The organism is Paenibacillus sp. 2TAB26 (assembly GCF_052115145.1).
Lineage (GTDB): Bacteria > Bacillota > Bacilli > Paenibacillales > Paenibacillaceae > Pristimantibacillus.
On the sequence record NZ_JBFRGC010000006.1, the window covers coordinates 1 to 22,004 of the forward strand.

Below are 22,004 nucleotides of genomic sequence, written 5' to 3' on the forward strand. Positions count from 1 at the left end.
TGAACAGACCGTTCGAGACTACATCACTTACTATAACGCAATTCGTATTCAAACGAAACTAAAGAACCAGTCGCCGATTGATTACAGGCGACTGGCCGTTTAAACTTGAAGGTGTTTTGATCCCTGTCTCACAAATGGGGGTCAGTCCCTATTAAGCATCGCTTTTTTTTATTTTAGGATTGATTTGGTGCAAATTTCGAACGAAGGAATGTCGCTTTTTGGGGTCTCGACGCTGATTTTGGAGATTATTGTAGATAATAAGTGATTTTTAATGAATTTGGGAAGGAATATGCCAGGTTAAACTAGAATATTGGATAATGTCCAACAAAATGGAAGCTAGCTGTCCTGGAAAGGTTAATTGGTATACCATATGATAAATAACGATTTAATCATAGAATCACATCGAAAATGCGAGCGGTATGGACTTAATCGTGATGAACTGCCTATATTTACCCAGCGGTTTACGGATGCGGAGCTTAAAGCTCAGCAGGGCCATTATAAAGAAACGATTGAAGTTATCAGCGTGTTTGTTGAAAAATTTTTATCGACCGTTGCAGATGATCCTTTTTTCCTTGCCATATCAGACAATGAGGGGTATATCCTTGAGTTCAGAGGCAATGCTTCTATTATTAATCAGGTGCGCCAGCTAGGTATTGTTGAAGGCGTGCGATACTGTGAAGAGATCGGTACGAGCTCGGTTGATCTATGTTTGCGTGAACAGCTGCCTATTCAGCTCGTAGGCGAAGATCATTATCAGAAAGTACTACATCAGCTAGCTTGTTATACAGCTCCTTTTTTTATGGAGGACAGCGGTCAGCTGCTTGGTTCGATTTCGATCATGACGGAAATTCAGTTTGCCCATCCTCATTTGCTTGCACTTTTATGCACAATCGTTGATTCTATCGAGCGAGAGCTGCTGCTCCGTAAACACAATACACAGCTTCAAATCTTAAATCAGGTTCTTCTGGAAACGGATTATTATGGTGTCATTATTGCCGATGCGCAGGGTGCAATTGTAGAAATAAACAAATACTGCGCTGCGATATTGAACAATTCGGATCATGAAAAAAATGGCTGCTTAGGCACAAGTGTATTTGAAGTCGGCATCATTGGGACGTATTTTGAACGCGTTATGAAACGCAGTGAGTCCTGTGTAGGAATCGAGCTATCTATTCTAGTTGAAGAGAAGCTGCGCTACTACATGCTGGATGTGGTTCCTATCTACGACAGCGAGCGCCAGCTTACGCGGGTTGTCGGCAGCTTGCGGGATATTACGGAAATGAAGATCGCGGAAGAACTGCTTCGCAATAGTGAGAAGCTTGTGTTTGCAGGCCAGCTAGCCGTCAGCATCGCGCATGAGATTCGAAACCCTATGACTACAGTAAAAGGCATGCTTCAATTGTCCAGCAAAACGACGAATCCCCATCATTACAACTTGATGATGTCAGAGCTGGAGCGGATGAATGCGATTGTGGGCGAATATTTAATATTGGGAAGGCCGCAAGCGATTCAGTATAAAGAAGAAGATTGTGATGTTATTTTACAAGAGGTCATTTCGGTATTCGAGCTTCAATTTGAGATGAACGGCATTCAAATACGGAGCGCAAAAGTAGGCGAGACAAAAATTCTATGCGACCGTGATCAAGTCAAACAGGTATTTTTAAATATTTTAAAAAATTGCATGGAAGCTCTGCCCTTCGGCGGAGAAGTGAACATTAAGCTCGATGTGGTGGATAATTATCAACGCATTCAATTTATCGATAACGGTGTAGGTATGACGGATGAAGTGATGCGGCGTATTGGACAACCGTTCCATACGACAAGGCGGGACGGGAACGGCTTAGGCATGATGATTGTAGATAAAATAGTATCGTCGCATGGGGGACGATTATCGTTGTCCAGCGAGCTTGGTGTAGGCACTATTGTTGAGGTATGGCTCCCTACTGTATAAAGATGACGAATCATAGATGGAAGCGCGTTTCGGATGCCGAGACGCGCTTTTTTGCTGTGCTTTACTTACTTGATAGCTGCTATTTGCGCGTCGACTTTAGCTATAATGCTCATCGTCTGCTGCTCATAGTTGTATGTTTTTTGTTTCTGCTCGTTAATTTGCTTTGTGTAAGCGAGCATGCGAGTAAAAGAGCTTGAGGTTGCTGTTGAATCGCCTTTTTTCAACACTTGATTCAAAATAGATGTCTCCGTCGTGAACTGTTTCTTTATACTGCTGATGGTGCTCTTGGATGCTTTGATTTTCACCTTAAGCGGGTCGATGCCGCTCAGCAGCTCGCGCAAATCTTTAATCGTTTTGGCGGTGCTCGCTTTGGCTGTTCTAAGCGCCGTTTCTTTGCTGCGTATATCTAGCTTGGCGAGCTGAACGGCAGCTTTAGTCGTTTCGACCTGCGGCTTCAGCGCATTCGTAAGCCATTTATCTTTGAACGATTTGGCGAGGCTCAGCTGTTGATTCAAGGAATCATAAAGGTTGAATAGGGCTTCGTATTTCTTTTTGGTTTGCACGACAGCTGCCTCTAGCTGAACCAGCTTCTCCGCACCAACTTCCTTAATCCGCTTGCGAGTAGCGAGAACGGTCTCCTCGTTTTGGTAATGGAGCTTGTCTATCCGCACATCCCAATCAAGGGTCAGCTTCTGAATTTCTTGCAATTCCGTGTATTGAGACGTTAACTTGGCAGAGGTACCTTTATCCGCGGTTCCTTTCATTTTGTCAAAAGCTGTTTTGGCAGTAACGCTGAATTCAAACGGTGCGGCAGCAATAGTAGTTGGACTTAGAAACGCAAGCAAGAGAACAAACAAAACTACAGTTAATTTGGAAGCAGATGGCATGATCGATAAAACCTCCTTTGGTTTTGGGCAAACAACGCAAAAAAAGCACCTGCAAGATAGGCGGTATACGCCTTCTCTTACGGGTGCTTCCATCGTAAGCCGTGCTTATTTTATTAATTTTTATAAATATACAGGATCATTCAAGCCTCAGTCAAATTGGCTAAGCAACAGGCAAACTACAAAGCTTGTCGCTTTGCATATTCATCTGGCGTTTTCCCAATAATGGATTTAAAGTCTTTAATAAAATGTGATTGATCATAATAGCCAAGCTCTGCTGAGAGTTTAAGTGAATCATAATGAGTGCTCTTATCGATCGCTTCCGCCGCATTTTGCAGTCGGTACAGCTTAATCACCCACTTTGGCGTTATTCCGACATATTGACTGAAGAGGCGCTGTAGCTTCCTTTTGTTAATATCGAAGGTTTCGCATAGCTGCTCTACCTTGGTCAGTTCTTGATCCTCATGTATCCGTGAAATGATTTGATTGACGAGTGTAATCGACTCATCCGGCTGCGGGAGATGACGAAGAAGTAAGGCCTCGGTAAGTGCGATCATGCCAGTAGGATCTGCTGCCAACCTTAGCTGCTGCTCGTACGCGATAGCATCCGTCCCAAAAACAGCCTGAATCGACAACGCTTGGTCCGTAAGCTCTGCTAAATGCGAGTTTAGAAAAGGATAAAAACCGCCAGGCTGAAACTTTATGCCGAATACTCGTCCTTTGCCTTCAATTTTTTTTGTATACATTTGACTGGCAACGCCATAAATGCCGCTTTGGTGGTCTTCGATAACGAGATTGACGCAAGGATTCGGGACGACATCCTGAAAATAAGGAGCATGGCCTTCTAAATCCCAGTTTATTATCCAGTAATGTTTAATGAATGGAAGGAGAGGTTCGGAAGGAGCATAACGGGAAAGCTGAAATTTTTTCTCGCTCTCACTCCGCTGTAAAATACCCAAACTGCGTTTTTGGTCGATAGTGTTCATTACTATATCACTCCTATTGATCAATTTGTCGCGTTTTTACAATACGATCCTAGCAGATAGTTTTATACTACGAGTAGAAAACATCAACCATTTTAAATAGAAAAAGGAGTGTAACACATGGAGTTTAAATATGAGTTTTATATTGGTGCAGCGCCCGAGAAAGTATGGGATGCATTCGTATCGCCTGAGGGAACGCGTCAAACATTTTTTGGCTGTATTATTGAATCAACTTTCGAAGTAGGCTCATCGCTTAAATATGTTGGGCCAGGTACGGAAGGCGATGAAACCGTTCATATTTATGGTACTATTTTAGCATATGAGCCAAGCAAAATACTTAGCTTTTTGGAGCATCCAGGTCCTTCTTATCGGTCGAATCATGCAGAGCTGGAGTCAAGGATCACTTTTACGCTAGAAGAGGTTGGGGCTACGACGAAGCTGACTTTGGTTAATGACCAATTTACTGAAGACCATCCTTCGATTCCAACGACGGATAGTCAGTGGTGGATGATTCTAAGCAATTTGAAAACCTTTGTTGAGACGGGCAAGGGACTGGATTATGGTTGGTAACGATATTAAAAATTTAGTAGCATCAGCAGCCGCTGGTGCTATTTTTTTGTAGAATTCGGTAAACGCTTGTCGAAACTCTTAACAACAAATAAGGTCAACGGACATGAGATGCGTTATTCTGCGAAATTCCCCACTTATTGCTATGCTTACGGACATATAGGCCCTTATTTGGGTTAAAAAGCTCATTTAACAACCTAATCCGCCCGATTAGCGTATCGTATGTCCGTTACCCCGCCACTTTTGCCTATATTTCATGAAATAGCGGATTCTATGTCCGTTAGATGATAAGTGCCATGCTGCACGCTGCGCGCTGTGAGGCAAGGCTTTTAATGGCGGGTCGAGCTTGCAAAATAAGGCGAAAGATTTCTTTTCATGGCTTAATTCTTTATACTGTATAAAAAGGACAGGCGTCATACGTCTGCGACTACGGATAGGAGAGAACAGAGAATGGGGTATAAAATCGTTTTTTTTGATATCGATGGCACGCTGATTAATGAGCATAAGGAAATTCCGGCAGATACGATCAAAGCTATTGCGGAACTGAAGGAAAGTGGAGTGGAGCCGGTTATTGCAACAGGCAGAGCGCCTTACTTTATAAAGCCGCTTGCTGAGCAGCTTGGCATCGAGTCATTCGTATGTCTAAACGGCGGATACGTTGTGTACAAAGGAACTCCGCTATACAGACGAGAGATCGAAAAAGGCCGTTTGGAGCGACTTGTAAAGGTTGCAGCTGAGCATAATCATGGACTCGTATTTGAAGGGGAGCATAACTTTTTTGCGGACAAAGAGGATCATCCCTTTATTATAGATTCGGTAAATTCATTAAAGGTAGATCTGCCAGGCTATAATCCGGAATTTTGGAAAACGGACGATATCTTCCAAGTGTTTCTACACTGTGAGAGCCACGACGAGCATCTGTATGATGGATTGCATGACGAGCTGAAGCTTATTCGCTGGCACCCTCAAGCGATTGATGTTCTTCCCGCAGGCGGCTCCAAAGCTCAAGGAATTGAGGCATTGCTCGAGAAACTCGGCTATACGACTGCCGATGCGGTTGCTTTTGGCGATGGCTTGAATGATATTGAAATGCTGGAGACAGTAGGCCTAGGCATCGCAATGGGCAACTCGCATCCAGACCTGCTACCATTCGCAGATTATGTGACAACGCATGTGGATGATCAGGGGATTCGCAACGGATTAATCAAGGCTGGTTTGTTAAAGGGATAAGACTGGATTTGTGTGATTATATGCAAAAATAGCAGTAAACAAAAAAAGCTGACGCGTACTTATAGCGTTGGCTTTTTCTTATTAGTAGCCGCTTGAATCTACATCCTCAGATAGAAACGGTGGAATCCTTTCGCTTCCTTATTAGCCCCTTACCCGTTATAACCTTTAATAATCGCTTTCTGTGCTAAGCGGCTATAACTGTTCTTTACCTTGCCACCAGTCCTCTCCTCATTTTAAGATAAATATGAAATATATGGATGGTGTGTTTGGAGGCAATAGAAAATGAATATCCCCATTAAACAATATTGGAGACTGTTAAGCACTTATTTAAAGCATGAGCGGCACAAGCTCGTTCTGCTCTCTATACTGCTGCTTGCCAGCATTGGTTTGCAGCTTTGGAATCCGCAAATCATACGGCATTTTATTGATAGCGCGCTGCAGCCTGGCATTCAAATTAATGATCTTATCGGCAGCGCTTTGCTGTTTATTACAGTTGCGCTACTGCATCAGCTCGCTAGCGTTTCCTCAGGCTATATTGGAGAACAAGTCGGCTGGACAGCAACGAATGAGCTAAGAGGTGATTTGGCGAAGCATTGCTTGCACCTCGATCAGAGCTTTCATAAGGAGAGAACGAGCGGTGAATTAATTCAGCGGATCGATGGCGATGTGAATGAGCTGTCGCATTTTTTCTCCAATTTCATATTTGTGTTGGTTGCGAATCTGCTGCTCATAGCAGGTGTACTCGTATTGATGTTCCGCGAGGATTGGCGCTTAGGGGCAGGCATGACGGTGTTCGTTGTATTGACGATATTCGTGCTTCAACGAATACGAACGGCTTTTTCGCCTTTTTGGGTAAAATCAAGCGAAGTGCAGGCGGAGTTTTATGGGTTTGTTGGCGAGCATTTGGCTGGAACAGAGGATACACGCGCAAATGGAGCAAGTGAATTCGTAATGAGGCGATTTCATGGACTGCTCCGCAAAATATTTCCGATTACGCTGAAAGCAAGCATAGGCGGATATTCGATGTGGGTATCCACTATTTTTGTATTTACGCTTGGACGATCACTTGCATTATTATATTGCGCATATTTGTGGACAACGGATTCGATGAGCCTAGGCACGATTTATTTGGTCTTTACGTATACCGAGCTGCTCAATCATCCGCTTGAGCAAATCCGTACACAAATTCAAGATTTACAACGGGCGGATGCTAGTATTGTAAGGGTTAGCGGGCTATTCGCTACGGAATCGAAGTTAAAAGAGAAAGAGATAGCGGTTGATATGCCTGAAGGCGCGCTTTCAGTAAGCTTTTCGAATGTCGCATTCGCTTACACAGGTGAGGACGGGGACGGGGAGCGAGTGCTCCACGATGTCGATTTTAAACTTCAGCCCGGCCGAGTGCTCGGTTTGCTTGGTCGAACGGGGAGCGGTAAAAGTACGTTGGCTAGACTGCTTGTTCGCTTCTATGATGTGAAAGCAGGGTCTATTGAGCTGGGCGGTACAGATATTAGGGATTATACGCTAGCTGACCTGAGAGGCCGAATCGCGATGGTATCTCAAAATATTCAGCTGTTTCAAGCGACCGTGCGAGATAATCTCACGCTTTACGATCCAACAATTTCGGATGAGCGGCTGCATGATGTATTAGAAGATTTAGGGCTAGGCGCCTGGTTAGCTTCGCTTGGCGAAGGGCTTGATACTCAGCTGGCCTCAGGAGGAAGCGGTTTGTCGGCTGGAGAAGCGCAGCTGCTTGCATTTGCCCGTGCTTTTCTCTCTAATCCGGGTCTCGTCATTCTTGATGAGGCGACTTCAAGGCTCGATCCTGCTACGGAAGCGCATATTGAGAGAGCGATCGATAAGCTGCTTGAAGGGCGCACTGCCATTATTATTGCCCACCGGCTTGCAACAATTAAACGAGCGGATGACATCCTTATTTTAGATGCTGGAACGCCTGTGGAATCCGGCAATAGATCGCAATTAGCGGCTGATCCAAGCTCAAGGCTATACCAATTACTGCAAACCGGCGCTGTGGAGGTGCTTGTATGAACAGCAAAGAAATGACAACGGTGCAAGCCATGTGGCGGCTTATTTGCTATCGCCCGGTTCTCTATTCTGCCAATGCTATCCTTTGGGCGACCATTCATCTATTCCCATTGCTGCCCGGCTTAATCATTCAGCAATTTTTTGATTCGCTCACAGGTCATGCCAGCTGGTCGCTTAGCGCATCAAATCTAGCCATCTTGTTAATGGCTGTAGCTGTTGCGAGAATCGTTACGATTTATGCGGGTGCTTTGACAGATACGATCCACCGCTTTAGTATGGGCTCTTTGCTTCGGTGGAACATGCTGCGCTGGATCTTGCGTCAGCCGGCAGCGGCGGCCATTCCGATCTCGCCAGGCGAAGCCGTCACACAATTTCGCGACGATGCCAATCAAGCAGAGGATGCCATCAGCTGGACGCTTGATTTCATTGGCAAATTGTTATTTGCGGCAGCGGCAATCTTCATTTTGCTGCGGGTTAACGTCAGCATTACTTGTTATGTATTTCTGCCGCTTATACTCGTTGTATCAGTCACCCAGCTTGCTTCCAAGCGCCTGCAGGCCTACCGTGCCACCAGCCGCGATGCTACGGGCAAAGTTACGGGTATGGTCGGTGAAATGTTCAGCTCGGTGCAGGCCATTCAACTTGCTGGCGCGGAGAAACGGTTTATCGACAGACTTCGCTTATTGAATAAGCAGCGCAGGCAGGCCGCGCTTAAGGATCGATTATTTACATCTATACTTGATTCGGTATTTTCTAATATCGTGAATATAGGAACAGGATTTATTTTGCTGCTGGGCGCTTCTGCCATGCAGCGCTCGGAGCTGAGTGTTGGTGACTTTGCATTATTCGTCTATTATTTAACGTTCGTGACCGATTTCACTGCGTTTTTTGGCAGATTTTTAGCTACGCTGCAGCAAACAGGCATTTCGTTTAAGCGAATGGTGCAGCTGCTGCAAGGCGCATCAACCGAAAAGCTTACCGAGCATACCCAATTGCAGCTGGGCGGTGCATTTCCTGAAAACCATCGCGCTTCAAAGGAGCAGGAGGAGGCTCCATTTCGTACGCTTTCAGTACGGGGACTCAGCTATCGGTATAAGGATTCCGGCAGAGGAATTGAAGATATAAGCATGGAGCTGACAAGAGGCAGCTTCACCGTTGTAACGGGGCGGATAGGTTCTGGCAAAACAACGCTGCTCCGCTCTGTGCTTGGGCTGCTGCCTCCTCAGGCGGGGGAAATTTGGTGGAATGACGAGCGCGTAGCAGATCCGGATTCTTTTTTTATTCCGCCGCGCAGCGCCTATACCTCGCAGGTTCCTAATTTGTTTAGCGAAACGCTTGAAACGAATATTTTGCTTGGTATGCCAGATATACCAAGCCGCACGCAGAAAGCCATTCGCACCGCTGTGTTAGACAAAGATATTTTACAGCTTGAGCATGGACTCGAAACGATGATTGGGCAACGCGGCGTGAAGCTGTCTGGCGGTCAAGCACAACGTACAGCGGCTGCCCGCATGTTCGTTCGTGAGCCGGAGCTGCTCGTATTTGACGACTTATCGAGTGCGCTGGATGTGACGACAGAGAAGCTGCTTTGGGAACGAGTGGAACAGACGCCGCATGCGGCATGCTTGATTGTTTCCCACCGCAAAGCCGCTTTGCAACGTGCCGATCATATTATCGTCATGAAAAATGGGAAAATAGAAGCGCAAGGCAGTCTACAGCATTTGCTTGCGGTTTCAGCGGAAATGAGATTGTTATGGGAAGAAGAAAATATGGAAAAAGCAGAAGAGTAAGGGGATGATCGAATGCGTGAAGACATGCAAATAAGAGCGATGGAAAATGATGATGTCAATGTCATTTTTCATGCGATTGAACATCAAGATATTAGTAAGCGATTAGATTATATCGCAAGATGCTGGGAAGAAAATAAAACGGGACAGCGCGTCACCCTTGTCGCTTTCTACAAGGGTCAGTTCGCTGGATGGCTGCATCTGCTGTCACAATCGTATTATCCCTATTTTCAGCAAAACAACATTCCTGAAATAAACAATTTTGATGTGATCCCAGCCTTGCGGCGCAAGGGGATTGGGAATGCTTTGATGGATGGCATTGAGCAGATCGCATTTGAAAAATACGGAATTGTCGGCATCGGTGTAGGGCTCTACCCTAGCTATGGCAGTGCACAGCGCATTTACGCTCGCAGAGGCTATATTCCTGACGGTAGAGGGATTTCGTACGAGAATGTTATTGTGAAGCCCGGCAGCATGGTTCGTGTCGACGATGAACTAGTGTTATACATGGTGAAGGAAGCGCCTAATTCCTCTTCGGAAAATAGCAAATAGATTGCCCATACGATTCATTGTTCCTCTATCGGGGTAAGAAGTAGTAGACCGATAGCTTGACCATAAGAAGCTATAACTAACAGCTTTCTAGGAGGTGCAGGCAACAATGGATACAGATAGAGACTTGTATGGCGAAGTAGAAGAGGAAATATTGGCACAAAAGCAAGGCAACAGCTACGTTCTGACAACAACCAAAGGAACGATCGGTAAGATCACTTACACGATGGTCGACGTAAACACCTGGGTCATTGACCACACGTATGTGGATGGCGACTATCGCGGCCAGCATTTGGGGCGGCAGCTGCTTGATTTTGTAGTAGAAGAGGCTAGGGAGAAGGGCAGACGGGTTATTCCTTCTTGCTCCTATGCGCTAGCCGAGTTCAAGCGGAATCCAGCATATGAGGATGTATGGGATAAAACCAACACGGAATATTCCGACTCGTACAGCTCCAGCGGAGCGGGTGCAGCAAGTGGCGGATTGTCCAACTAATAAGCAACAAAAAAAGAGCTCTCTACCTACAAAGGTGGATGGCTCTTTTGCTGCCTATAACGATTACTTCGCAGTAGTTACTCTAGCTTGTTCATTCAGCTTAAGCAGGTTTGAAAATTGAAGTGGTTTGCGGTCGGTTTTATTGTTTGCATTTATTCTTGGTGGATACATGTAAATACCTCCTTTAATAATAGAATATATTTACAGTAACATATGGAATAAAGTGGCGTCAATTGTCATTTTTTGTTCTATTTAAGTAGTGAAGAAGTTGGTTGAAATCAGTGGAATAGGCGTTTTCTATTTCATGGTACCCATCTCTTTGTCCTACTATAGTCGCAAATTTGGAATAAAGTCTGTTCAGATAGGCATGGCTTGCAAGCGCGTGAAATTCAAATGTCCTGACCTTCGGATTCTCAGCGGCGATATGGTTTGCTAGAAAATGAAAGCCGTTAATGAACAATTGGCCGCTTCGATAGGCGTCGTTTATAATGACGGAATCTACGAAAGCAATTTCCCCTTCTCGAACAGGCTCATATTCCGTAGACAAATATCTATAATGCGCCCATCCAATCGTGTCGCCCTCCAGGCTTAGGATTAGCATTACTTTGGATTGCTGTAGAGACTGTAAAATATGATATAAGGTATCCGGAAGCGAGAACTTGCTGCTGAAATCGGTGCGATGCCTGATGAAATATAGGGCATACTGTGCTAAATCAGCATCATTCTTACAAACGCGGTACTGCGCAAGCATCGATAAGCAGCCTCCTTCTATTTTCGTTCCTTCAGCGTTTGCCTGACTCGGTTATTGATTTCAGGATGTTTAGATAACACGTAATGAAGCCCTTTCCGCTGCAATGTAAGGAACACGCAAGGTGTAATGGCTGTGATATCGGCTGTACGCGGCACATTGTTAAGCAAAGCAATTTCACCAAAATGGTCTCCGTCCTCTAATATGGCAAGTCGAAGCTTTCCATCAATCGCATTTGCGTCCTTGCGTGATACTTCAACCCGGCCGCGTGCAATTAAGTAAAATTTCTCACCCTGATCTCCGGCATGAATGACAGGTTGGCCTGCGCTAAATGTCTCCGTGTTGAACAGACTTCTAATTTCTTTCAGTACTTCGTTATCAATACCTTGAAAGAATGGAAGCTTTGCGAGCCTTTCCTCATCAATATCAGCTTCCTGCCCGCTATTTGAAATCAGCATACCATTCTGTTTTTCCCATAATTCTTTATAATAGCCTCCGCGTGCAAGCATTTCCTCGTGAGTCCCAATGTCGACCAGCTCACCTTTATCAAACACAAAAATGCAATCTGCACCTGTTATAGAAGATAAACGATGCGTAACGGTTATTACGGTTCGATTGCGTGACAAATCCCTAAATGTACGGTTAATAGATGCTTCAGCTATCGGGTCTAGCGCAGAGGTAGCTTCATCCAACAATAATAGTTGGGGATCTTTTAATATCGCGCGAGCAATGGCGAGCCGCTGCCGCTGCCCTCCAGACAAATTAGACCCATCATCCAGCACCAGCGTATCGTAACCATTTGGCAGCGTCATGATGAACACATGAATTTCAGCTTGTTTAGCAGCTTCTATGATTTCTTCCCTCGTTGCCGTTGGTTTGCTGATGCGAATATTGTCCATAATGGAACCTCGAAAGAGAAAGTTATCTTGAAATACAACGCCGAGCTGATCTCGGTAAGAACTTCGACTTAGTTCCTGCATGGGAATACCATTGATTTCGAGTTGACCTGCACTCGGGTCATAGAAGCCCAGCACCAGCTGTACGAGCGTGCTCTTGCCAGAGCCGCTAGAGCCTACGAATGCAGCCGTTGTTCCAGCTTTAATATGTAAATTAATCTTTTTAAGTGCTTCCTGCTCCTCGTTATAGCGAAAGGAAACGTCTGAAAAGCGAATATCCGGCAAATGATTTAGGGGGCTCGTCATAAGTGCTTTACCCGTTGTTTCCTTAGGCGCTTGCAGCAGCTTGTTCATTCGCTCAATGCTGACGGAAGCATCCGTGAAGACTGGAATCGTTGCGGTTAAATTAAAAACGGAATTTCCCATTGAAGTATACATCGTGAAAAAGGCAACCAAAGCCCCGATCGTAATATGCCCGTGAAGTGCGAGAAAAGAGCCAAGCCCAATAATGGATAAATTGATCAGGAGTAAGCTGATCAGCGGAATTCGCTCCAGCTGAGCGTTAATCACATTTTTTCGATAGTGAATGAGATACATCGTTTGCAGTCTGCCCACAAATTTATGTGTCATCGCCTGCTGGAGATTAAAACCTTTGACTACTTTTTGCGCTCTAATGTTTTCCTGTATGTCGCCTGTTAAATGATCGAGTTGCTCCTTATGAGCGACGTTAATGGCTTGCGCGCGAGCGCCCAGCAAGTAAGGACCGGCAAAAATAAGGGCTGCCCCAAACAATATGGCTAGTGCCATACTCCACTGCAAATAAAATAAAACCGCGGTGCTAATGACTACAACGGAAAAAGATTGTATTCCTACCGCGAGAATTGCATTCATTGCTCGCTCAATGGAAGGAAGATCGACTGTGAAATAGGAAAGCAGCTCACTTGAGCGCGTCTTCTGGAAGAAAGCGAGGTTCACTTGCTGCATATGCTCAAATAATTGTTTGCGCAAATCCTGCTGCACCCTTGCACTCAGCTTGGCAAGAGCATAATCGCTGAAAACGCCAGCGCTGAGGCAGAAGATGCCGCTAGCCGCCAAAATGATGATGATAAGAGAAAAGGCATGCAGGTCCTTAGGAAGGATGGCTTTGTCGATTAGAAATTGAAAGCTCAATGGCGCTAGTGACATGAAGATGAGATCTAAAAATAGCGTAACGAAAAAAAATATAGCCAGAGGCTTGTAGGCACGCATATAGCCTGCTAAGTGCTTAAGAACAATAAATACCATGACGGATTGTGCTCCTTCTGAGCTTAAAAATAATTTTCATGAGGGTATTTCATCACATCATCGTGCCAATGGGTGAAATCCATTACATACTCTTCAATAACGCCATGATCCGAATCCTGAACCGACACTTTCCTAGCTGACTTCGCGCAAAGGCGCTGAAGATTCGGCTGTGCGGGTATCCAGAACCGAAGCTCTGTAACAGGCTGTTTCAACTGGGCTAAGTATTGAGCGAGAAACTGTGRAGCCTGGAGAAACAATCGGGTGCTTCGATAGCTTTCCTTAATAAAAAACGTCTGAATCTGAACGATATGCTCATTTTCATAGTTTTGATCTCCGGTGCCGTGTATGTACCCTATTGTGCCTATGATTTCATCATCGGGATTGCGAAATAAAATAGATTCTTTCTCCATAAACAGAGGGCTTGAAAGGTAGCTGAGAGAGACAGGAAAGGAATAGGGCAGGTTTAGCTGGACGAAATGTTCCAGCAAAAAAGTGATGTAGGCCTCTTGATACTTGGCAGTAGAGCAAATGTTGAAATAATAGCTCATAGGCTTAATTACCTTCTTTCAAGATAATGACCAAATTATACCATGATCTGACAATGAACAGAAGATTGATTGTGTATTCGACAACATTTGCAGCGTCCCTATTCCGCATCCATACTCACATTTTTTCTATTTACACGTACAATAACCTAATCGATTTGGAATGAAATGGAGGAAAACTAAGGTGATACTTGTTGCGGGTAGTCCTACGTTTTCGATTAATCCTTTGACGTTATCGGAGATTGAACGAAAAATACTGCAAGAGAAGCAGAAGAGCCAGGTTGTCTATCGCTATCCATCAGTTGATGCGCTCGAATTTGAGCTGAAAACGCGCATGCATACGGTTGAAGCAGCCAAAGCGCTTTATGCCAGTGGAGTGAGCTTTGCGACCTTCGCAGGATCAAAATGCAATGAGCAATACTGGACGCGTACGGAAAACGGCGGCTTTCAGCTAAAGGGAGGCGTACTGCCTTCGGTTGGCATTAACGATATTTTTGAAAATGGGCATTTGTATGGCTTTGAATGCGCAGGCGCCATTATCATTATCTTTTATAAAGCAGTGCTTGATACGGTTGGCGATGCTGTGTTCAACGCTTATTTTAAAAACCTGTTCTTAAGAGACTGGCAATACGACCGTGATTTAAGCTTAATAACTACCTATGATAAAAATGAAGCCTACCCCGGCGACGCGCTCTACTTCAAGAACCCTCACCATGATCCGGATACACCGGAATGGCAAGGTGAGAATGTCATTATGCTGGATGATGATTTGTATTTCGGCCATGGCATCGGTATTGAATCCAGCCTAGATATCATTAATGCGCTGAATCGCATGCGCTATGAGAATGCCTCTATATCTGCCTACTTGCAGGATATTGTGGTACATCCAGATTATGAATACTTGCGCGGCTTAAACGTTAGGGACGTTTGGTGGGATGGGGGAAGCGGTTCCGAACAGCTCGGCATTGCGGCAAGAATAGGCACGGGTTCGGCTAGATATTAAAATGATTCGGGTCTTTGAGATAGGTGAAAAGACACCTGTAGGAGATGCGTTTGCTGCTCTCGAATACAGGTGTTTTCGCTTCGCGTGCATGGAGGAGTATAATGGAAACAGCTATGATAAATATGATCATTTGTAGGGAGCAAGCCAATGAGAATGCATGTGTTAATTGTAGATGATGATCCTTCCATTCGGGAGCTTTTGCGTTTTGTTTTGGGCAAAGACGGCTATGTCGTTCTCGAAGCGGAAAATGGACAAGCAGCGTCCATTTTGCTTGAGAATGAACAGGTACATCTTGCTGTCGTCGATATTATGATGCCCGGTAAAAATGGGTACGAGCTGTGCCGCGAAATCAGAGAGCATTATGACATTCCCGTTATGATGCTGACTGCAAGAGCGGAGATGGAGGACAAGGAGCAAGGGTTTGACTCCGGGACGGACGATTATTTAGTTAAGCCGTTTGAGCCAAAGGAGCTTTTGTTTCGTATAAAAGCGCTGCTGCGCCGCTATCGCCTTGTATCCTCTGAGGTTATTAAGCTCGGGAACGTCTCCATTGATCGAAGAGGCTATGAAATTAAAATAGGCGATGAAGTGATTACCCTGCCGCTGCGGGAATTTGAGCTGCTGTCACAGCTTGCAAGCCACCCAGGCCGCATTTATACACGGGAACAGCTTATTCAGCTCATCTGGAGCGCGGATTTTAAAGGAGACAGCCGCACGGTTGATGTTCATATTAAAAGGCTGCGCGAGCGCTTCGCGGATTGTCAGGACGATTTCACGATAACAACGATCAGGGGTCTCGGCTATAAGCTGGAGGTGCATGAGGGATGAAGTCGCTGTATGTTCGAATTGTGTTCACGTTTGTGATGGTTGCTATGATTAGCCTCATTCTAGGCTTGCTATTTACGGGGCTGTACTATCAAAATAATCAGCAATCCAGCAATGAGCAAAAAATGATCGCGATCGCTCAAAACATCAGCACCCAATATGAGCAAAATCCGCAAATGGATCTGGATAGCTATCTGACACATATTGCAGCACTTGGCTTTCAAATTTATTTGGTTCATGACCATTTGCAAGGACAAGCCTACGGCTCGCCGTTCAAGCATGGAAAGCTGAGCGAGCAGCAAATGCAATCGGTGCTGGACGGAGCTATTTATCGGGGGCTGGAGGAGCAGAAGGGACGGCTGGAGCTGTTCTCTTATTTCAAAAATAGTGTTTTGAACACAGCGGGTATGAGAGTTCAGACGCAGGATGGGTATGCAGCGCTGTTTATCCGCCCTGACTTGCAGCAGCAAATTGGCGAAATACGTATTATTGCAGCGATATTGATCGGTGCTACCTTCGTCATCAGCTTGCTGTTAATTGTGTTCTTATCACGCCTCATTGTGAAGCCAGTCAATGAGCTTACTAGAGCAACGAAAAAGATCGTTGCAGGTGATTTTGAGGCGGGGCTGCAGCTCTCGCGCAAGGATGAGATCGGCGAGCTGGCTCGCAACTTCTCGGTGATGTCGGTGGCGATAAAGCAGCTGGACCAGATGCGGCAAGAATTTGTGGCGAATGTCTCGCATGAATTTCAGACGCCGCTTACATCCATGCAGGGATTAGCTCGGGCTGTGCTCGATAAGGAAASGACGCCGGAACAGACGGATAGCTATATGGCCATTATAGAAAAAGAAAGCAAGCGTCTATCCCGCATGAGCAAGCAGCTTCTGACACTTGCTGCGCTCGACAAGGATAATAAGCCGCTCCATAAGACAAGCTTTCGTTTAGACGAACAGCTTCGCCAGCTGTTAATTACACTCGAGTGGCAATGGTCGGAGAAAAATTTGCACTTGGAACTTGAGCTGCCGGATACGACGATCCATGCTGATCAAGAATTGCTCTATGAGGTGTGGTTAAACCTGATTGCCAATAGCATTAAGTTTTCGGATGCAGGCAAGCCGATCAGCATTAAAATAGTGGAGAACGACGTCGTTACTGTTGTCATCGAAGATCAGGGAACAGGCATATCAGAGGATGATCTCCCATTCATTTTTGACCGTTTCTATAAGGCGGACAAAGCTCGCAATGATGCTACTTCAGGCAGCGGGCTTGGGCTCTCTATCGTGCAGAAATTGGTGGCTTTGCATCAAGGCAGTATCGCTATTCAAAGCAAGCGGGCAGTTGGAACAACGGTTACCGTTACCCTTCCGCGAGCATAAGTTTTTATGTAATTATGGTTGTCAATGTAGAAAATGCCTCATTCCTTTAAATATAAGGGGAATGAGGTATTTTTATTTTGTAAATATGTATCTTTTATGTGAGGTTATTCGGTTGCAAATCTTGTAACATGAATAAAAAAGGTTTTTAATTGTTTAATCTTATGTTAGTTTTATGTCATTTACATGCTTTGTGAAGCTCATTTTCATGCCGAGGAGTGGTTTTTATGACAGAGTTGTTAAATATGGATATTCCGAAAGAAAAGCTCATATTGGCTAAGCATTATCCCATTCAAGTATTGGAAACGATAGGCGTCAATGCGACCTATCAGAAGCTTCATTGGCATGATGTGCTTGAAATCAATTTAATTAAATCAGGAACCGGCTATTACATCATTAACGGGCAAACGTTTGAGTTTCAAGAGGGTGATATTTTGCTTATTAACTCGAATGATTTGCACTGCGCTTACGAAACCAAGGATTTGGTCATGCAAGTGATCTGCTTTGATGCTTCTTGGCTGCTAAATATTGTCCGTTATGATTCAGAAATTTTGCATCCCTATAAGGAAATGGGGGTCCATTTCACTAATTTGCTGGACCGCAATGAGCCTCATATGAACGAGCTTAGAAGCCTGCTTCTTGAAATTCAGGATGAACATGATCAGGAGCAAACCTCTTACGGTTCTTTGGTTTATTCAAATTTAATCCGCTTTCATGCATGCGTAAATCGTTACTTCCGCAGAGAGGGGTTAAATCGGGGAAAGGACAGCATCGGCGCAAGGCAGCTGGACAAAATGCGCAAGGTCATTTACGACATGCAAAAAAACTTTGCATATCCATGGACGCTTGAGGAACTCGCAGGACTTGTTTACTTAAGCCCCTCCCGTTTTAGCGATATTTTCCGGCGTACAGTAGGGACGCCTCCGCTACTTTATTTGATTCATATTCGCTTAGAGCATGCCGTCATGCTGCTCGAAACCAGTGATATGAAAATTACAGAAATCGCACTGGAATGCGGTTTTCGCAGCTTATCTAATTTCAACCGTTTATTTAAGAAGCACATTGGCTCCTGCCCGAAAATCGCAAGAGGCTAAATCATTTGGAAACAGTAAGATAGTGTTAGTTATCAATCGTTTAAGAGGAGAATCAACACAGCGGAAAAGATAAAATAAACACATGACGAATGGATAACGCATTTATGTTACTTTAACTAACATTAGAAAAAAGGGGGGGAGCATGCTGCAAACAGATCTACAAACCAAACAGCGTGTGTACAAGCAGCCCGGGCAGACGAAACGCTTTATCAAACAATGGGATATTCAGCTCATGGTTATACCAGCGTTGCTCTTCATTTTTGTCTTTAACTACATTCCCATGTATGGGGTGCTGATGTCTTTTCAGGATTACAGCATTTTCAAAGGGTTCATGCACAGTCCGTGGGTAGGGTTTAAACATTTTGAAATGTTTTTTAATGCTCCTGAGTTTTGGGTGGTTATGCGAAATACACTCGTCATCAGTTTGCTGAAGCTGGGCATTGGATTTCCAGCGCCAATCGTGCTGGCACTGATGCTGAATGAGATTAATAACCGTACGTTTAAACGAATTATTCAGACGGTTAGCTATTTGCCTCATTTCTTGTCATGGGTTATCGTATCGGGCTTCGTTATATCGATGTTATCCACCGATAACGGAAGCTTAAATATGCTGCTGGAATCCGTGAATCTCATTAAAGAGCCAATCAATTTCTTATCCTTACCGGAGTATTTCTGGGCGATCCTTGTCACAACCGGTGTTTGGAAGGAAATTGGCTTTGCTTCTATCGTTTATTTAGCTGCTATTGCAGGCATTAACCCGCATTTGTATGAGGCGGCTTCAATTGATGGAGCCAGCAGAGTGAGACAAATTGTTACGATTACGATTCCATCGATTATGCCCGTTGTTGTTGTGTTCTCGATATTAGCAATTGGCAACCTGTTGAATGCCGGATTTGAAGATATTTTGCTGCTAGCTGGAAACCCTGTGCTGCGCGACGTAAGTGATGTTATCGACACTTATGTGTATAGGCTGGGTATTCAAAATTCCCGTTTCTCTTATGCAACGGCTGCCGGTCTATTCAAAGCAATTATTAGCGTCGGCTTATTAGCAGGAGCAAACTATTTGGCTCGCCGGTCAGGCAACAGCTTGTGGTAAAGAGAGAAAGGGCGGCGAAACGATGAAATTATCCTTTGGCGACAAAACATTTATGGCAGTCAACTATTTTCTATTGTTTGTGTTAGGCTTCACAGCCTTCTATCCATTCTGGAATGCTGCAGTGATTTCCTTTAATGCGGGAACCGATACGATGCTCGGTGGAATTACATTTTGGCCGCGCGTCTTCTCGTTAGACAATTATGAGGTCGTTTTCAAGGACAAACGACTTATAGATGGATTTATTATTTCTATTCTTCGTACGGTCATAGGTACGCTCCTATCCATTGCAGCAACAGCGATTTTTGCTTACGGAATGAGTAAGCGAAATTTAGTTGGACGAAAGTATTACATGATCTTTTGCGTGTTGACCATGTACTTTAGCGGCGGATTAATTCCGAGCTACCTGCTCATTCGTGAGCTTCATTTGATGAATTCGTTCTGGGTTATGATCATACCGGGAATTATCAGCGTATGGAACATGATCATATTCCGGACCTTCTTTCTTGGCATTCCGAATGGACTTGAGGAATCAGCACAAATTGACGGCTCCAGCAACTGGGGTATTCTATTTCGCATTGTTCTTCCTCTATCGGGACCTGTCATTGCAACGCTTTCGTTGTTCACGGCGGTGTATCACTGGAATGATTGGTTTTCACCGAGTCTTTATATTTCAGATATTAACCTATTGCCGATTCAAACGAAGCTGCAGCAAATATTGAACTCCAATATTATGCTGGAGCAAATGYCCCAAATGGATTCAGCGGCACAAGGCCGAATGAGTGCAATGAAAGCGGTAACTTCAAAGTCGTTATCCATGGCAACCATGATGGTGGCGACCGTTCCGATTTTATGCGTGTATCCTTTTGTACAAAAGTATTTCGTGAAGGGTGTTCTCGTTGGTTCTTTGAAGGAATAACCAAGGGTTTAAAGCGTCAGCTTTAACCATAGATAGACAAGCAGAAGGGAGTTTAAGCGATGGCTAAATTCAGTAAAGCTTTTCATGCAGCATTGTCAATCACACTTGTCGTTGTACTTGCACTAACAGGATGTTCAAGCAATAATGGGGCGAATTCCGGGGTAAAGGAAGGAACCGACAACAAGCCGGATTCTAGCAAAGCTGCGTTTGTGCTTGGGGATCAACCGCTCGAGTTTTCTTTTTACGGCCATTATGATTGGTATACGATGCCTCCTTGGGGCGACGATTTATCGACGAAATGGATTAAGGAGAATAAGAAAGTAAATGTGGTGCCAATCAGCTCAGGAGGCAATGCGAAACAAAAGTTCAACACGATGATTGTAGCGGGAGAGCTGCCTGATGTGATCTGGATGGAGCGCAACGCAGACGTAGAGAAGCTGCGCTCAGAAGGAATGCTCGTTGCTTTTGACGATTACTTAGATAAATATCCGAATTTGAAGAAATGGGCTGGTGAGGCTACGCTGGATATGCTTCGCTCATCCGACGGCAAGCTGTATCAGTTTCCGAACTGGTATACGACGCAGCCTAATGGCAATGCAGGTTATTTGGTAAACAAGAAGATCCATGATGAGCTTGGCAAGCCGAGCTTGGAAACAACGGACGATCTTTATGCTTACTTGAAGCTGGTGAAAGAGAAATATCCGGATGTAGTCCCTCTGGAAGTAGGACAAAGCGCTTCGGGTATCGATATTATGGCATCCGCTTTTGCTGAAAACCGTCCTTATACGTACAATGCAATGATGGCTGTACCGTCAGGCGATAAGCTGGTATCGATCTTTACAGATCCTGTCTACCGGGAATCGATTCAATACGCAAGCAGATTATACCGTGAAAGACTGATTTCGCAGGATAGCTTTACGCAAAAGGCGGAGCAGGTCGAGCAGAAGATTGTAACGGGAAAAATAGCGGTTTACGCGGCTTCCAGCCCAACGGAGTATGGTGCGAAGGGGAATGCGCTTTTAGCGGCAAAGGACCCAAGTGCGGGGTATTTCATTACATGGCCGGTTCATAAAGCGGGACTTGATAAAAACAAAATATTCCCTGGCGATTACAAGCAGCTAGGCTGGAACGTCAGTGTCATTACGAAAGCGGCCAAAAACCCAGAAGCGATCTTCGCATTTTTGGATTGGTTTACGGGTCCAGAAGGACAGCGCCTAAGTATGTGGGGACCAGAGGGGATTTATTGGGATGGAGTGGATGCTGATGAAGCGCCATTATTCACCGATAAGTTTGTAAATGACGTGGAAGAGCGCGAGGCATTAATGGCTTCAATCGTTAACTTTCAATGGGTAGGAAATACGGTATATGTAGACAACTCGAAGATGAAGTTTGAATCCACACTGCCTGTGGAGAAACGGAGCTGGGAAACGTACTGGCAATCGGAAATTACGTGGAAAACGCAGCTCGATACGACAGAGTTCGTTAACTTGGACCCTGCTGGAGATACAGATGAGGGCATCGTTGGTTCAAGCGTATTCTCAATCTATGAGAAGTCGAGAGCGAAAGCGATTATGAATGCATCTTCCGATGCAGAAGTTAATCAAATTTTGGATAAGGCTGAAGCCGATGCACAGCAAGCTGGTTATGAGAAGCTTTTGAAATACAAGACAGAGAAGTGGCAAGAAAACGTAAGCAAATTAAAAAAATAGTGGTTTTAATTACAGGCTAGCTGGCTAC

The 22,004-nt window shown here is 44.8% G+C and carries 20 protein-coding genes; 15 read left to right on the top strand and 5 right to left on the bottom strand.

Features of this window, described 5'->3' with window-relative positions; translation table 11 throughout:
- The coding region (locus AB4Z50_RS07490; protein WP_441878013.1) for an IS3 family transposase at window positions 1-103 on the top strand (103 nt) is incomplete at its 5' end.
- Between the two features lie 267 nt (window positions 104-370).
- On the top strand, window positions 371-1,951 hold the full coding sequence (locus AB4Z50_RS07495; protein ID WP_430055866.1) for an ATP-binding protein: 1,581 nt from the start codon (window positions 371-373) through the stop codon (window positions 1,949-1,951).
- 65 nt (window positions 1,952-2,016) lie between these two features.
- On the opposite strand, the gene AB4Z50_RS07500 is transcribed toward AB4Z50_RS07495, so the two are convergent.
- Together AB4Z50_RS07500 and AB4Z50_RS07505 are read right to left on the bottom strand one after the other, a co-directional pair.
- A complete protein-coding gene (locus AB4Z50_RS07500; protein WP_441877599.1) occupies window positions 2,017-2,838 on the bottom strand; it encodes a hypothetical protein in 822 nt (273 codons plus the stop codon).
- Window positions 2,839-3,014: 176 nt separating this feature from the next.
- Window positions 3,015-3,821 (bottom strand): AraC family transcriptional regulator, encoded by an 807-nt coding sequence (locus AB4Z50_RS07505; protein WP_441877602.1) that lies wholly within the window; start codon window positions 3,819-3,821, stop codon window positions 3,015-3,017.
- A 117-nt stretch (window positions 3,822-3,938) separates the two neighbouring features.
- On the opposite strand from AB4Z50_RS07505, the gene AB4Z50_RS07510 reads away from it, so the two are divergent.
- The 6 genes from AB4Z50_RS07510 (at window position 3,939) to AB4Z50_RS07535 (ending at window position 10,487) form a co-directional block, all read left to right on the top strand.
- Window positions 3,939-4,388 carry an SRPBCC family protein gene (locus AB4Z50_RS07510; RefSeq protein ID WP_430055861.1) on the top strand — a complete coding sequence of 150 codons (450 nt, stop codon included), beginning with the start codon at window positions 3,939-3,941 and terminating at the stop codon, window positions 4,386-4,388.
- 447 nt (window positions 4,389-4,835) lie between these two features.
- The gene (locus AB4Z50_RS07515; RefSeq protein WP_430055858.1) at window positions 4,836-5,615 is read left to right on the top strand and encodes a Cof-type HAD-IIB family hydrolase; all 780 of its coding nucleotides are present in this window, start codon (window positions 4,836-4,838) and stop codon (window positions 5,613-5,615) included.
- 282 nt (window positions 5,616-5,897) lie between these two features.
- Complete coding sequence (locus AB4Z50_RS07520) at window positions 5,898-7,661, top strand: ABC transporter ATP-binding protein (protein WP_441877606.1); 1,764 nt, start codon at window positions 5,898-5,900, stop codon at window positions 7,659-7,661.
- Entirely contained in the window at window positions 7,658-9,448 is a 1,791-nt protein-coding gene (locus tag AB4Z50_RS07525; protein WP_441877609.1) for an ABC transporter ATP-binding protein, read from the top strand. Before AB4Z50_RS07520 ends, AB4Z50_RS07525 begins: the two co-directional genes overlap by 4 nt.
- Window positions 9,449-9,460: 12 nt before the next feature.
- The gene (locus tag AB4Z50_RS07530) at window positions 9,461-9,997 is read left to right on the top strand and encodes a GNAT family N-acetyltransferase (RefSeq protein WP_441877612.1); all 537 of its coding nucleotides are present in this window, start codon (window positions 9,461-9,463) and stop codon (window positions 9,995-9,997) included.
- Between the two features lie 106 nt (window positions 9,998-10,103).
- On the top strand, window positions 10,104-10,487 hold the full coding sequence (locus AB4Z50_RS07535; RefSeq protein ID WP_441877615.1) for a GNAT family N-acetyltransferase: 384 nt from the start codon (window positions 10,104-10,106) through the stop codon (window positions 10,485-10,487).
- 229 nt (window positions 10,488-10,716) lie between these two features.
- Here the strand turns inward: AB4Z50_RS07535 and AB4Z50_RS07540 are convergent, their stop codons facing one another.
- From AB4Z50_RS07540 to AB4Z50_RS07550, 3 genes are read right to left on the bottom strand one after another with little or no spacing between them, the layout of a single operon-like run.
- Window positions 10,717-11,238, bottom strand: coding sequence for a GNAT family N-acetyltransferase (locus AB4Z50_RS07540; protein WP_441877618.1), 522 nt, complete (start codon window positions 11,236-11,238; stop codon window positions 10,717-10,719).
- 17 nt (window positions 11,239-11,255) lie between these two features.
- A complete protein-coding gene (locus tag AB4Z50_RS07545; RefSeq protein WP_441877621.1) occupies window positions 11,256-13,415 on the bottom strand; it encodes an ABC transporter transmembrane domain-containing protein in 2,160 nt (719 codons plus the stop codon).
- A gap of 23 nt (window positions 13,416-13,438) precedes the next feature.
- The gene (locus AB4Z50_RS07550; RefSeq protein ID WP_441877624.1) at window positions 13,439-13,963 is read right to left on the bottom strand and encodes a hypothetical protein; all 525 of its coding nucleotides are present in this window, start codon (window positions 13,961-13,963) and stop codon (window positions 13,439-13,441) included.
- 181 nt (window positions 13,964-14,144) lie between these two features.
- Here AB4Z50_RS07550 and AB4Z50_RS07555 point away from each other — a divergent pair, with 181 nt between their 5' ends.
- The 7 genes from AB4Z50_RS07555 (at window position 14,145) to AB4Z50_RS07585 (ending at window position 21,976) form a co-directional block, all read left to right on the top strand.
- On the top strand, window positions 14,145-14,963 hold the full coding sequence (locus AB4Z50_RS07555) for a protein-glutamine gamma-glutamyltransferase (RefSeq protein WP_441877627.1): 819 nt from the start codon (window positions 14,145-14,147) through the stop codon (window positions 14,961-14,963).
- A 147-nt stretch (window positions 14,964-15,110) separates the two neighbouring features.
- On the top strand, window positions 15,111-15,791 hold the full coding sequence (locus AB4Z50_RS07560) for a response regulator transcription factor (protein ID WP_076268528.1): 681 nt from the start codon (window positions 15,111-15,113) through the stop codon (window positions 15,789-15,791).
- The gene (locus AB4Z50_RS07565; RefSeq protein ID WP_441877630.1) at window positions 15,788-17,164 is read left to right on the top strand and encodes a sensor histidine kinase; all 1,377 of its coding nucleotides are present in this window, start codon (window positions 15,788-15,790) and stop codon (window positions 17,162-17,164) included. The genes AB4Z50_RS07560 and AB4Z50_RS07565 overlap by 4 nt, the downstream gene beginning before the upstream one ends.
- 224 nt (window positions 17,165-17,388) lie before the next feature.
- On the top strand, window positions 17,389-18,255 hold the full coding sequence (locus AB4Z50_RS07570; RefSeq protein ID WP_076268526.1) for an AraC family transcriptional regulator: 867 nt from the start codon (window positions 17,389-17,391) through the stop codon (window positions 18,253-18,255).
- A gap of 142 nt (window positions 18,256-18,397) precedes the next feature.
- Window positions 18,398-19,351: an ABC transporter permease gene (locus tag AB4Z50_RS07575; protein ID WP_441877634.1), complete on the top strand. Its 954-nt coding sequence runs from the start codon at window positions 18,398-18,400 to the stop codon at window positions 19,349-19,351.
- A gap of 22 nt (window positions 19,352-19,373) precedes the next feature.
- Complete coding sequence (locus tag AB4Z50_RS07580) at window positions 19,374-20,267, top strand: carbohydrate ABC transporter permease (protein ID WP_441877637.1); 894 nt, start codon at window positions 19,374-19,376, stop codon at window positions 20,265-20,267.
- 59 nt (window positions 20,268-20,326) lie between these two features.
- The gene (locus AB4Z50_RS07585; RefSeq protein WP_339206308.1) at window positions 20,327-21,976 is read left to right on the top strand and encodes an extracellular solute-binding protein; all 1,650 of its coding nucleotides are present in this window, start codon (window positions 20,327-20,329) and stop codon (window positions 21,974-21,976) included.
- The last annotated feature ends 28 nt before the right edge of the window (window positions 21,977-22,004 follow it).

Bases quoted from the DNA above. Each gene is read 5' to 3' on its own strand.
- AB4Z50_RS07570 (WP_076268526.1), top strand. From the start codon at position 17,389: ATGACAGAGTTGTTAAATATGGATATTCCGAAAGAAAAGCTCATATTG.
- AB4Z50_RS07510 (WP_430055861.1), top strand. From the start codon at position 3,939: ATGGAGTTTAAATATGAGTTTTATATTGGTGCAGCGCCCGAGAAAGTA.
- AB4Z50_RS07575 (WP_441877634.1), top strand. From the start codon at position 18,398: ATGCTGCAAACAGATCTACAAACCAAACAGCGTGTGTACAAGCAGCCC.
- AB4Z50_RS07545 (WP_441877621.1), bottom strand. From the start codon at position 13,415: ATGGTATTTATTGTTCTTAAGCACTTAGCAGGCTATATGCGTGCCTAC.
- AB4Z50_RS07540 (WP_441877618.1), bottom strand. From the start codon at position 11,238: ATGCTTGCGCAGTACCGCGTTTGTAAGAATGATGCTGATTTAGCACAG.
- AB4Z50_RS07520 (WP_441877606.1), top strand. From the start codon at position 5,898: ATGAATATCCCCATTAAACAATATTGGAGACTGTTAAGCACTTATTTA.
- AB4Z50_RS07530 (WP_441877612.1), top strand. From the start codon at position 9,461: ATGCGTGAAGACATGCAAATAAGAGCGATGGAAAATGATGATGTCAAT.
- AB4Z50_RS07585 (WP_339206308.1), top strand. From the start codon at position 20,327: ATGGCTAAATTCAGTAAAGCTTTTCATGCAGCATTGTCAATCACACTT.
- AB4Z50_RS07560 (WP_076268528.1), top strand. From the start codon at position 15,111: ATGAGAATGCATGTGTTAATTGTAGATGATGATCCTTCCATTCGGGAG.
- AB4Z50_RS07525 (WP_441877609.1), top strand. From the start codon at position 7,658: ATGAACAGCAAAGAAATGACAACGGTGCAAGCCATGTGGCGGCTTATT.
- AB4Z50_RS07505 (WP_441877602.1), bottom strand. From the start codon at position 3,821: ATGAACACTATCGACCAAAAACGCAGTTTGGGTATTTTACAGCGGAGT.
- AB4Z50_RS07495 (WP_430055866.1), top strand. From the start codon at position 371: ATGATAAATAACGATTTAATCATAGAATCACATCGAAAATGCGAGCGG.
- AB4Z50_RS07500 (WP_441877599.1), bottom strand. From the start codon at position 2,838: ATGCCATCTGCTTCCAAATTAACTGTAGTTTTGTTTGTTCTCTTGCTT.
- AB4Z50_RS07535 (WP_441877615.1), top strand. From the start codon at position 10,104: ATGGATACAGATAGAGACTTGTATGGCGAAGTAGAAGAGGAAATATTG.
- AB4Z50_RS07515 (WP_430055858.1), top strand. From the start codon at position 4,836: ATGGGGTATAAAATCGTTTTTTTTGATATCGATGGCACGCTGATTAAT.